The sequence below is a fragment of the Marmoricola sp. URHB0036 genome (assembly GCF_000426045.1).
Taxonomy (GTDB): Bacteria; Actinomycetota; Actinomycetes; order Propionibacteriales; family Nocardioidaceae; genus Marmoricola.
This window is the reverse complement of the sequence record NZ_AUEP01000013.1, coordinates 115434-127107: the sequence shown is the minus strand read 5'-3', so window position 1 is coordinate 127107 and position 11674 is coordinate 115434. Positions and strand designations below refer to the sequence as shown.

Annotated in this window: 13 protein-coding genes; 9 read left to right on the top strand and 4 right to left on the bottom strand. The window is 70.3% G+C overall.

Annotated elements, in window-relative coordinates; all coding sequences use genetic code 11:
* Window positions 1-41 precede the first annotated feature (41 nt).
* Window positions 42-446, top strand: a complete 405-nt coding sequence (locus tag H976_RS26725) for a response regulator transcription factor (protein ID WP_051276906.1) — start codon at window positions 42-44, stop codon at window positions 444-446.
* 11 nt (window positions 447-457) lie between these two features.
* Here the strand turns inward: H976_RS26725 and H976_RS0115865 are convergent, their stop codons facing one another.
* A complete protein-coding gene (locus H976_RS0115865; RefSeq protein ID WP_027862345.1) occupies window positions 458-1486 on the bottom strand; it encodes an Ig-like domain-containing protein in 1029 nt (342 codons plus the stop codon).
* Between the two features lie 202 nt (window positions 1487-1688).
* Between H976_RS0115865 and H976_RS26720 the strand changes: the two genes are divergently transcribed.
* The gene (locus H976_RS26720) at window positions 1689-3368 is read left to right on the top strand and encodes an APC family permease (protein ID WP_036226780.1); all 1680 of its coding nucleotides are present in this window, start codon (window positions 1689-1691) and stop codon (window positions 3366-3368) included.
* Between the two features lie 28 nt (window positions 3369-3396).
* Here the strand turns inward: H976_RS26720 and H976_RS0115855 are convergent, their stop codons facing one another.
* The gene (locus H976_RS0115855; RefSeq protein WP_304412361.1) at window positions 3397-4536 is read right to left on the bottom strand and encodes a HAMP domain-containing sensor histidine kinase; all 1140 of its coding nucleotides are present in this window, start codon (window positions 4534-4536) and stop codon (window positions 3397-3399) included.
* On the bottom strand, window positions 4505-5200 hold the full coding sequence (locus H976_RS0115850) for a response regulator transcription factor (RefSeq protein ID WP_036226854.1): 696 nt from the start codon (window positions 5198-5200) through the stop codon (window positions 4505-4507). The genes H976_RS0115855 and H976_RS0115850 overlap by 32 nt, the downstream gene beginning before the upstream one ends.
* Window positions 5201-5288: 88 nt before the next feature.
* Here H976_RS0115850 and H976_RS0115845 point away from each other — a divergent pair, with 88 nt between their 5' ends.
* Genes H976_RS0115845 through H976_RS0115825 form a run of 5 tightly spaced genes read left to right on the top strand, consistent with a single transcriptional unit; the run spans window position 5289 to window position 9480 of the window.
* Complete coding sequence (locus H976_RS0115845) at window positions 5289-5924, top strand: M15 family metallopeptidase (RefSeq protein WP_051276905.1); 636 nt, start codon at window positions 5289-5291, stop codon at window positions 5922-5924.
* Window positions 5925-5961: 37 nt separating this feature from the next.
* A complete protein-coding gene (locus tag H976_RS28955) occupies window positions 5962-6483 on the top strand; it encodes a hypothetical protein (protein WP_051276904.1) in 522 nt (173 codons plus the stop codon).
* On the top strand, window positions 6480-7559 hold the full coding sequence (locus H976_RS0115835; protein WP_027862341.1) for a peptidoglycan-binding protein: 1080 nt from the start codon (window positions 6480-6482) through the stop codon (window positions 7557-7559). The genes H976_RS28955 and H976_RS0115835 overlap by 4 nt, the downstream gene beginning before the upstream one ends.
* Complete coding sequence (locus H976_RS0115830) at window positions 7556-8260, top strand: ABC transporter ATP-binding protein (protein ID WP_027862340.1); 705 nt, start codon at window positions 7556-7558, stop codon at window positions 8258-8260. The genes H976_RS0115835 and H976_RS0115830 overlap by 4 nt, the downstream gene beginning before the upstream one ends.
* Window positions 8261-8316: 56 nt before the next feature.
* A complete protein-coding gene (locus tag H976_RS0115825) occupies window positions 8317-9480 on the top strand; it encodes an ABC transporter permease (RefSeq protein WP_081682964.1) in 1164 nt (387 codons plus the stop codon).
* On the opposite strand, the gene H976_RS0115820 is transcribed toward H976_RS0115825, so the two are convergent.
* Window positions 9481-9870, bottom strand: a complete 390-nt coding sequence (locus H976_RS0115820; RefSeq protein ID WP_027862338.1) for an SHOCT domain-containing protein — start codon at window positions 9868-9870, stop codon at window positions 9481-9483. It lies immediately after the preceding gene.
* A 268-nt stretch (window positions 9871-10138) separates the two neighbouring features.
* Between H976_RS0115820 and H976_RS30425 the strand changes: the two genes are divergently transcribed.
* Entirely contained in the window at window positions 10139-11173 is a 1035-nt protein-coding gene (locus H976_RS30425; RefSeq protein ID WP_027862337.1) for a hypothetical protein, read from the top strand.
* Window positions 11170-11655, top strand: a complete 486-nt coding sequence (locus H976_RS0115810; protein ID WP_155918314.1) for a hypothetical protein — start codon at window positions 11170-11172, stop codon at window positions 11653-11655. Before H976_RS30425 ends, H976_RS0115810 begins: the two co-directional genes overlap by 4 nt.
* Window positions 11656-11674: the final 19 nt, after the last annotated feature.

The following is an 11674-nucleotide window of genomic DNA, read 5'->3' as shown; positions in this document are numbered from 1 at the left end:
CGCAACGAACCTCGGACGCACGACACTAGGATGCCGCCACCATGACAGTCACCACCCCGCAGGCCGTGATCGCACCCAGCGTCTTCGTCGTCGACGACGAGCCGGAGATGCGCATGCTCGCCCGCGTCTTTCTCGAGCGCGGCGGCTTCAGCGTCGTCGACGAGGCGGAGGACGGCCATCAGGCACTGGAGCGGTTCGACGACCTGAACCCGCCGCCGATCCCGTCGGTGGTGCTGCTCGACAACCGCATGCCCGGCCTCACCGGGCTCGAGGTGGCCGAGCAGATGCTGTCCCGGCACCCCGGCCAGATCATCATCCTCTTCTCCGCTCACCTCGACGCCGAGGTCAAGGAGAGGGCTCGCTCGCTCGGGATCACTGCGTGCGTCTCGAAGATGGAGGCCTCGCGGCTTCCCGAGATCATCCGGTCGCTGCTCCCGCAGGACTGAACGACCGCTGCTCAGGTCTGCGTCGTGAACGCCTTCAGGCCGCTGCCGTCGAGCCACTCGTTCCAGGGCACGTCGTAGTCGGCGTACCCGTTGTCGCCGGGAGCCTTGCCGCGGGGCGAGCCGGTGATCGTGACCGGGTCACCCTGCTTGGTCAGGTTGTAGTACCACTCCGCGTCCGACCAGGAGAGGTGCACACAGCCGTGGGACCCATAGCTGTGGCCCGGGTAGGGGTCGCCGGTCGAGTAGTGCAGGAACGTGCCTGACCAGGTGATCCGGACGTCCCACGGCAGGACCAGGTCGTAGAAGTTCGGGTCCTTCTTGTCGCACGCGATCTGCACGCTGCAGGAGGTCATCCGGACGGTGCGCGACTTGTTGACCACGGCCATCGTGCCGTCCCAGGACGGGAAGTCAGGGCTGCCGGCGTCACTGGGCATCGTGCGCAATGTCTTCCCGTTGCGGGTCACGACGGTCTTGTGCTGGTTCACGTAGACGTGGGTGCGCACGTCGGCGCCGACCTTGAAGGTCCGGAAGTAGCTGTGCGTGCCGTAGCGGCCGTAGCCGTCGCCGACGTGTTTCAGGTGGGCGACCATGCTGATCCTCGTGCCCGGCTTCCAGTACCCCTTGGGCCGGAAGTCGGCCCGCTGCGAGCCGAACCAGTGCCAGGCACCGGTGACCGGGACCGACGTGGTCAGTGTGATGTGCTCCTCGATCCGCTTGCGGGCCTTCGCCTTGACCGGGTCGGTGAAGGAGATCGAGATCGGCATCGCCACCCCCACCGTCGTGTCGCTCAGCGGCGCGATGCCCTCGAGCAGCATCGGGGGGCCCTTCGGATAGTGCTTCTTCTTCGGCGTGGGGGTGGCCGACGGGGTGGTCGGGTGCGAGGTCGTGCTCGATCCCCCCGACCCACCCGAGGCGGCCGGCGGGTCCGAGGAGTCCGACGAGTCCGAGGAGGAGCCCAGCCCGGCACAGCCGGACGCCACCACCAGCAGCCCGGCCACGACGAGAGCGAACCAGGAGCGTCGGCTCCGGGTGTGGTCCATGGAGGTGATCGGCTCCTTCCCGGGCAGGAGTGTGGGGCACCCCGCGTGCACCCATTGAATCCGACCCGGTCAAGAAATCCCCGCCCCCACGCTCTGCTCCGCACCTCCGGTCGTGGTGTCAACTCCCCGCCCACTGGGTAAGGGGAATGGCGGTCCAGCGGGGCAACCGCAGGCCGTCCGCCATCACGGAAAGGCATCCACCTTGTCCACAGAGGCAGAAACCCAGTCCGCTCAGGCGACTGACCCCCAGCTCAAGCGACACGTGGGAGTGATCGGGCTCCTCTTCGCGAGCGTCGGCTCGATCATCGGCTCCGGGTGGCTCTTCGGTGCCCTGAACGCCTCCCAGGCCGCCGGTCCGGCGGCCATCATCTCGTGGGCGCTCGGCGGATTCCTGATCCTGCTGATCGCCCTCGTGTATGCCGAGCTCGGCGTGATGTTCCCCCTCTCCGGCGGCGTGGTCCGCTTCCCGCAGATGGCCTTCGGCCACCTCGCCAGCTTCACCTCCGGCTGGATCACCTACGTCGCGGTCGCCACGACGGCCCCGATCGAGGTAGAGGCGGCCCTCCAGTACGGCACCAAGTACGCGCCGTTCACCACCGAGCACACCGTCAACGGCGAGACGGTGCACACCCTGACCGCGCTCGGCTACGCCACGGCCGTGGTCCTGATGGCGCTCTTCGTCGTCGTGAACTACTACGGCGTGCGCTGGTTCGCCCGCATCAACAACGCGCTGGTCAGCTGGAAGCTGTTCATCATCCTGCTCGTCATCGTCGCGTTCTTCGTCGCGGCCTTCCACGGGCAGAACTTCAGCTCGCACGGTTTCGCCCCGGAAGGCGTGCACGGCATCTTCACCGCCATCGCCACCAGCGGCATCGTGTTCTCCTACCTCGGTTTCCGCCAGGGCATCGAGCTCGCCGGCGAGACCGACAACCCGCGCCGCAACGTCCCCATCGCCGTGATCGGCTCGGTGCTGCTCACCGGCCTGATCTACGTCCTGCTCCAGGTCGCGTTCATCGGTGCTCTCGACCCCGGCACGCTGGCCAAGTCCGACGGCTGGGCCAACCTGTCCTTCGAGAACGACTTCGGTCCGCTTGCCGCGCTGGCCACCGCCCTCGGCCTCGGCTGGCTGGCGGTCCTGCTCTACATCGACGCCATCGTCTCCCCCGGCGACACCGGCCTGATCTACACCACGATCACCGCGCGGATCTCCTTCGCCATGGCCCGCAACGGCAACGCCCCGAAGGTCCTGGAACGCACCACCGACAAGGGCGTCCCGCTGGTGGGACTGTTCCTCGCCTTCATCATCGGGCTGATCGCGTTCCTGCCCTTCCCGAGCTGGCAACAGCTGGTCGGCTTCATCACGTCGGCCACCGTGCTGTCGTTCGCCTCCGGCCCTCTCGTGCACGCCTCCTTGCGGGCCCAGCTGCCCGACCAGGAACGACCCTTCCGGCTCCCGGGCGGCCACACCATCCCGCTGCTGGCCTTCTGGGGGTCCAACCTGATCGTCTACTGGTCGGGCTGGACGATCGTGTGGAAGCTGATGGTGGCCGTGCTCATCGGCTTCGTGCTGCTCGCCGCGTTCGCGGGTTCGGGCCAGATGAAGGGCAAGTCCCTCGACGTACGCTCCGGGCTCTGGGTGTTCCCCTGGCTGGTCGGGCTCACCCTGATCTCCTACTTCGGCAACTACCCCGAGCCCGCGGACGGCAACCTGAACAACCTCAACTTCGTGCTCTCCGCGGGCCTGCTCCTCCTGCTGTCGGTGGGTGTCTACGTGCTGGCGTACACCCAGCGCCTGCCCGTCCCCGAGGCACAGGCCTACATCGACGAAACCGTCGAGGAGGCCGCGGTCGAGGAGAAGGAGCTCTCCCCGCCCTCGCCCTGAGTCGTGCCGCGGTCGGGACCTCGCCGGCTCAGCCCGGTCGGACCCGCCCCAACGACAAGGCGGCGGGTAGCCGCACCGTGACCGACAACCCCCCGCCGTGGCGTGGGGTGAGGGCCAGGGTTCCGCCGTGCGCCTGGGTGATGCTCCTGACGATGGCCAGCCCCAGTCCGACGCCCGCGTGGTCGGTGTGCACCCGCTCGGTGCCGCGCTGGAACGGCTCCACCAGGATGGCCACCTGCTCGGGCGTGAGCACCTCGCCCGTGTTTTCGACCATGAGGACCACACCCGCAGGATCGGTCCCGGTGCTGACGCACACGGTGCCGTGCTCGGGCAGGTTGTGCACGATCGCGTTGTGGACGAGGTTGGTCGTCAGCTGCTGCAGGAGTGCGGGCGAGCCGATGGTGGCGGCCATCTCCCCGGTGGTCTCGAGGGAGACGCCACGCTTCGCGGCCAACGGCAGCAACGTCTCGGTGGCCTCTTCCGCTGCCAGGGACAGGTCGACCCGTTCGCGGGTGAAGGATCCTTGATCGGCGCGGCTGAGCAGGAGCAGTGCCTCGGTGAGGTCGATCGCTCGGGCGTTGACCACCTGCAGGCGCTCGATGAGCTCGTCGACGTCGCGGTTCGGGTCCTTGCGGGCGACGTCGAGCAGGGTCTGCGTGATCGCCAGCGGGGTGCGCAGCTCGTGGGAGGCGTTGGCGGCGAACCTCCGCTGTTCGGCCACGTGCGACTCGAGCCGGGCCAGCATGCCGTCGAAGGCGTCGGCCAGCTCGCGGAACTCGTCGTTGGGGCCGGGCAGCTCGATCCGGTGGGCCAGCGACCCGGTCGCGGCCACGCGCGTGGCGTCGGTGATGCGACCCAGGGGCTCGAGCATCCGACCGGCGAGCACCCAGCCGCCCACCAGACCGAACACCAGCAGGAATGCCAGCACTTCCAGTGCGGCCGGAAGGAAGACGTTGGGACCGAAGTTGTGCGGGTCGAGGGCGCGCAGGAAGTCGGCCAGGTCGGGAACGAAGAGAGGGTTTGGCCTGTCCCGCAGGAGGAACACCCAGACGGCGGCGAGCAGCAGGGTGCCGGCGACCAGGAGGAAGCCGGCGTAGCTGAGGGTCAGCCTGAGGCGGACGCTCAGCCCGGGAGCCCTATCCACGAGGGCCGCCGTCCGCCACGGCATCTGCTCCGCCGTCGATGCGGTAGCCGACGCCGGGCACGGTGGCGATGATCCCGGGTTCACCGAGCCGCTTGCGCAGGGTCGAGACGGTGATGCGTACGGCGTTGGTGAACGGATCGGCGTTCTCGTCCCACGCTCGCTCCAGCAGATCCTCGGCGCTGACCACACCACCGTCGGCGGCCACGAGGACCTCGAGCACGGCGAACTGCTTCCTGGTCAGGGCGACGTAGCGGTCGTCGCGGTAGACCTCGCGACGGAAGGCATCGAGCCGCAGTCCCGCGATCTCCCGGACCGGCGGTCGGTGGTGGGCCCGTCTGCGGTCCAGCGCCCGGAGACGCAGCACCAGCTCCTGGAGCTCGAACGGCTTGGTGAGGTAGTCGTCGGCCCCGAGCTCGAACCCAGAGACCTTCTCGTCGATCCGGTCGGCCGCGGTGAGCATCAGGATCGGCATGCCGCTGCCGGAGGCGACGATGCGTTCCGCGACCTCGTCGCCGGACGGACCCGGGATGTCACGGTCGAGGACGGCGATGTCGTAGGTGTTGACGCTCAGCTGCTCCAGGGCACTGTGCCCGTCGGCGGCGATGTCGGCAGCGATGGCCTCCAGCCGTAGCCCGTCGCGGATGGCCTCTGCCAGCAGGGGCTCGTCCTCGACGATCAACACACGCACGGTCACGATGCTAGAGAGCCGAGGCATATCGCCGGCGTATCGGAATCCGGATACGCGCTCACAACGTCGCGCTGCCTTGACTCGAGGCATGTCACAGAACACTGCAGTGCGATCGACGATCGTCGGTCTCCTCGTGGTCGCCGGAGCGGCGGTCCTCGGGGTCCTCGGCTACCCGTCACCGGCAACCTCGCCCTCGACGGCACCTGTCTCCGCAGCGCCCCCCGCGCCGGCCCGGCACCACAGTCTCCGTCCCGAGCGTCCTCGCCTGCTCGGAGAGGCGGACGGCGTCGTCCCTGACGACACGACCGTCTTCGACGACGACGTACCGGCGGTCACCCACCTCGATCCCGCTCTCCTGCGAGCGATCCGTCGGGCTGCGACGGATGCAGCCGCCGACGGGCTGACGTTCTACGTCAACAGCGCCTGGCGGACAGCGGCGTACCAGGAGCACCTGCTCGACGAGGCGGTCGCGAAGTACGGCTCCCGGGACGAGGCGGCCCGATGGGTCGCCACTCCCGCGACCTCTCCGCACGTCTCGGGGGACGCGGTCGACATCGGGCACGCCGAGGCCGCGCGGTGGCTCTCCGAACACGGGTCGGCGTACGGACTGTGCCAGATCTACGGCAACGAACCGTGGCACTACGAGCTGCGCCCTGACGCTGCCGAGCACGGCTGCCCGCCCAGCTATGCCGACCCCACGCACGACCCGCGGATGCAGCAGTGACCACCACCAACCCCACCACCACCTTCGAGGAGACACGATGAGCACGAGCCTTCGACCGATGGCGGCCCTCCTCCTGGTCGCCCTGCTGGGTGTCGGCTGTTCCCCCGCAGCCGACGAGACCGGCGGCAGCGGCAGCACCGGGTCCGCGAGTCGTGCGAAGGGGGTGAAGTTCTCCCAGTGCATGCGCGACCACGGCGTCAAGAAGTTCCCCGACCCGGACTCCTCCGGTGCCCTGACCGTCGACGAGGTGGCGAACGGCTCGGACGTGGACACCAGCAGCCCCACCTTCGACCGGGCTCTCGGCGCCTGTCGCGACCTGCAGCCGGCGGGGTTCACCGGCCGCGCGAGGAGTGCGGCCCAGCAGAAGGCCTCCCTCCAGTTCGCCCAGTGCATTCGTGACCACGGCGTGAAGGACTTCCCGGACCCCGACCCGGACGGCCCGCTCATCGACACCAACCGCATCCCGTCCGCCAACCAGGAGGGCGGCATGAGCACCCTCAACGCCGCGATGGCGGCGTGCGGCAAGGTGTACGCCGGACAGCTGGGGCTGACGCCGTGACCCGGAACCGCTGGACGCTGGCCGCCGCGGCCGTCCTAGTCGTCGCGGCCGCCTCCGGTGGCGTGGTCGCCCTGTCGGGCCGGGACCGGGCGAGCTCGGCTGCACGGGAGTCGCGACCGAGCACGGCGACCGTCGAGCGGGGAGCGCTGTCTGCCATGGTCTCGCTCGACGGGACCCTGACCCATCGGGCGCGCGCCGACGGTTCGCCGTACCTCGTGGTCAACCAGGCCCGCGGCACCTACACGAGGCTCCCCGGCGTCGGGGACGAGGCCGGCTGCGGCCAGGTGCTCTACCGCGTGGACGACCGGCCGGTGCTGCTGCTGTGCGGCACCGTCCCGGCGTACCGCGGCCTGCACATGGGCGACCTGGGCCCGGATGTCCGCCAGCTCAACCAGAACCTGCACGCGCTCGGCTACGACACCGAGCCGGACGGAGCGATGTTCACCGCCAGGACCCGTCAGGCTCTCGAGCAGCTCCAGCTCGACCGTGGTCGCGACCAGACCGGCGAGCTTGCTCTCGACGAAGCGGTCTTCCTCCCCCGGCCGGTGCGGATCACGCGGGTGACGGCCGGTCTCGGCGGTCCCGCCCGGTCAGGTGCGTCCGTCGCGGAGGCCACGTCCGACCTGCCAGAGGTGCAGGTGTCCCTCGACGCCTCCCAGCAGGGTGCCGTGCGGCGAGGCGAGCGCGCGCTGATCACGCTGCCGGGCAACAGGGTGGTGAGGGGAAGGGTGTCCAGCGTCGGCACGGTCGCCCGGACCTCCGGCCAGGACCACGACGCCGCAGACGCGACCCTCTCGGCCGTCATCAGCCTCGACGACCCGACGCAGGTGCGCGGCCTCGACTCGGCACCGGTCCAGGTCGAGATCACGACCACGGGCGTGCGCGACGCGCTGAGCGTCCCGGTCCTCGCTCTCGTCGGGAAGTCCGGCGGCGGGTACGCGGTCGAGGTCGTGCGCGGCGGTGGGCGACGGCCCCTGGTCGCGGTGAGACTGGGCCTGTTCGACACCGCCAGCGGGCGCGTCCAGGTGGAGGGCGCCCTGCACCCCGGCGACGCCGTCGTGGTGCCGTCATCGTGAGCGGCACCTGGGCACTGGAGCTCGACGGGGTGACCAAGGTCTACGGCGAGCAGCCACCGGTGCACGCCTTGCGGGGCGTGTCCTTCGCCGTACGCCGGGGCGAGCTGGTGGCGATCGTCGGACCCTCCGGCTCGGGCAAGAGCACGCTCCTCCACGTCATGGGCACGCTCGAGCTCCCTTCCGAGGGCGTGGTCCGCATCGGTGGTGTCGACGCATCCGGACTGAGCGACCGTGAGCTGTCCAGGCTTCGGGCCCGCCAGATCGGGTTCGTCTTCCAGCAGTTCTTCCTGGCCGAGCACGCCTCGGTCCGGGAGAACGTCGCCGACGGGTTGCTCTACGCCGGCGTACCGGCCGTCGAGAGGTACCGGCGCGCGGACGAGGCGCTGGAACGGGTTGGCCTCTCCCACCGCGCGAGCTTCCGGCCCACCCAGCTGTCCGGAGGAGAGCGCCAGCGGGTGGCGATCGCCCGGGCGGTGGTCGGGACACCGGCGATCGTGCTCGCAGACGAACCGACCGGCAACCTCGACAGCACGACCGGTGCCTCGATCATGGAGCTCCTGCACGAGCTGCACGCGAACGGCGCCACCATCCTCATGATCACGCACGACGCCGGGCTCGCCGACCAGCTGCCGCGCCAGATCCGGGTGCTCGACGGCCAGGTCGTGTCCGACACCGCGTGCGACCGCGGGGACGTGGCGTGATCGCCACGGACAGCCGCCTCGGGTGGAGGGACGGACTGCGGGTGGCGAGCGTCGGAATGCGCGCTCGGAGGCTGCGCGCCACCCTGTCGGCGCTCGGCATCGCCATCGGTACAGCCGCGATCGTGGCCGTCCTCGGCCTGTCCTCCTCCTCCCAGGCCGGGCTGATCGCGGAGATCAACCAGCTCGGCACCAACCTGTTGACCGTCGAGGCCGGCCAGAGCTTCACCGGCGGACAGGCGAAGCTGCCCCTCCAGGCCCCAGCGAGGATCACCCACCTCGACCACGTCGAGGAGCTGGCGCACACCGGGCTGGTGAAGGAGGCGAAGGTCTACCGGAGTGCGCTGGTCCCGCCGGCCAGCACGGGCGGCCTCTCGGTGCGGGCCACCAGCTTGAACCTGACGGCGGTGCTCGGAGTCGGCCTGGCACGCGGCAGCTGGCTCAACGCGGGCACCGCCCGTGAGCCGGTCGCGGTGCTCGGTGCCGTCGCGGCCCAGCGGCTCGGGATCGACCGCATCCGCCCCGACCAACGGATCTGGCTGGGGCACCAGTGGTTCGACGTCGCCGGGATCCTGGAGGCATCGCCCCTCGAGACCGACATCGACAGCAGTGCCCTGGTCGGCTATCCGGCGGCGCAGCAGTACCTCGGCTACCTCAGCCTGGTCCACGGCGCGAAGGAGTCCGGCCCACCGAGCTCGATCTACGTGCGCACCGCGACCGGCCACGAGGCGGCGGTGCAGTCGCTGCTGGCGGCGACGGCCAACCCAGAGGCACCGAACGAGGTGAACGTGAGCCAGCCCTCCGACGTACTCACCGCCCGGGCCGCGGCCGCGGGGGCGTTCGACAGCCTCTTCCTCGGGCTCGGCTTGGTGGCGCTGGTCGTCGGTGCCGTCGGGGTCGCCAACATCATGATCATCTCGGTGCTGGAGCGCCGCTCGGAGATCGGCCTCCGTCGCGCCCTTGGCGCGACGAAGGGTCAGATCCGGACCCAGTTCCTCGCCGAGTCGATCCTGCTCGCTCTCGTCGGTGGCGTCGTCGGCGTACTGGCGGGCGCTGCGGCGACCGCCGGGTACGCCGAGTCGAAGGGCTGGGCCATCCTCATCCCGGTCGAGGCCTGGTCAGGGGGCATCGCCGCAGCCCTCCTGATCGGCGCCCTGGCAGGCCTGATGCCGGCCGTGCGAGCGTCACGGATGCCGCCGACCGTGGCGCTGCGGACGGTGTGATCAGGAAGCGAGCGCCTTCGCCTTGATCTGCTCGAACTCGGCCGGGGTGATCGCCCCACTGTCGAGCAGGCCCTTGGCATCGGCGATCTGGGTGGTGGCACTGCCCGAGGACGAGGCGACGGACTTGATGTAGCTCGCCTGGGCAGCCTGGATCTCCTGGGCCTGCTGCATCTGACGGTCCTGCATGCCGTGGCCGCGGACGATCAGGTAGACGAGGATGCCGAGCCACGGGATGACGATCACGAAGATCACCCACAGCGTCTTGGCGCCTCCGCCCAGGTCCTTGCTGCGGAAGACGTCTCCCAGCACCCAGAACAGGCACATGAACCAGGCGAAGAACAAGAAGAACTCGAACAGGGCCAGCAGGAACGAGCCGTTGTCGTTGAACATGGGGCAACCTCTCAAAAGGGTCCGAAACGGTGGATCCCACCGGTCTTGTCGTCTCAGCCTCGTGTGATCCCGAGCGCACGGCATCCCCCGAGTCGGATGAATCACCGAATCCGCGCCCCCGCGGACAGCGTGCGTTTCGTGGCCGCCTGCCCCGGTTTGACCCCTTCGCTGGGACTGCCCGTCATCGCGCGCCGAACGCGCCTACGATGTCGCTCGGGCCGGCGGCGGAACTGCCGGCCGATGCCCACCCACGGACACGCGAGCCTCCATGAACCGTCTGCCGCTGCTTGCCCTCGTCGGGACGCTGCTGCTTGCCACGTCCCCGGGGTCGGCCTCGGCAGCGAGCGGGCAGTCGGGGGTGCACCCCGGAGCGTGCAAGCCGAGTCCCACGGTGCTCACGGCCGCCGCGGCACCGGTTCCCGGGCTGTCGTCCGCACAAGTCCAGACGGGGACCGCCGTCATCAACGCCGCCGCGGCGCTGCACGTGCCCGAGCGCGGCCAGACGATCGCGGTGATGACGGCGCTCGAAGCGTCCTCGTTGGGCGGCTCCGCTCCCCGGGCCGGCCACGGACTGTTCGGTCCGGATCCCGACCACCCGTCCGGCACGCAGCAGCCCGACGCCACGGGAGCGGCCCAGGACTTCTACCGCGCGCTGACGAAGGTGAAGGGCTGGCAGAACCTGCCACCGACGCTGGCGGCCCACGCGGCGGAGCGCAACCTCGATCCCGAGGTCTACGCCCGGTGGTGGCCGCGGGCGGTCACGGTCGTCAACGCCCTCACGACCGGCAGCGGAACGGCCGGGCTCGCCAACCTGGCGGCCCGAGCCCAGGCGGTCGCCGACTGCACGGCGGCCACGGTCGACGGGCGGTTCTCGGTCAACGGCGCTACGCCGTACGTCGGCCCGTTCCCGGCCAACGTCCTGGACGCCCGGGCGCTGGACCTCGCCGAGAAGGGGGGCAGCGGTTGGTTCGACCGGTGCCAGAACTTCGTGGCCGTGCTGGCCGGGCGACCGCACTCGGGCTACAGCACGGCGCTCGATGCCTGGCAGACCTTCGAGGGTGCCGGTGTCGCCCACGAGGTGACCGGCGACGACGGAGTCGCTCCCCCGGTCGGCGCCTGGCTCTACTACCGCGACTCCACCAACCCGGCGGGTCACGTGGTGACCTACCTGGGCAACGGCCAGATCGCCAGCACCGACGTGTTCAGTCACGGCCGCGTGGGAGTGGGACCGGCCTCGGCGATCACCGACGGCCCGTGGCACATGCAGTACCTCGGCTGGGCCGCACCCTGGGGCCAGGAATGAGGACCCGGGCCGCGGCGGCAGCCGTGCTCCTGGCCGTGCTCGGTGCCGTCGCCGGCTGCGCCGGCACGTCTGGCGATGCTCCCTCGAGCCACGCGCGGAGCGACCCTTCTCCGGCGGCCGCCCCTCCCTCACCGATGCTGACCCCGACCGCGCCAGCGAGTACGCCGCTCGGCACCGGTGAACGCGTCTGGGCCGCCTTCTCCGAGCGCGGGGTGCCGTACGACGACTGGTGGGCCAGGCTCGAGCCGTTGCTGTCGGGCTCGGCCCGGGCTGTCTACGTGTACGACGATCCGCGCAACCTGCCGACGATGAAGCTCACCGGCAAGCTCCGACTGGCCGCCAAGGCTCCGGCCCAGCCCCGCTACACCGCCGAGGTCGTCGTCCCGACCGACAAGGGCGACTTCGCCCTCGACCTCGAGCGGCACACGCTCGGCTCGAGGTGGCTGCTCTACGCCATCAAGTTCCCACCCACGGTGCAATGACCGGGGCGAGTCGACACCG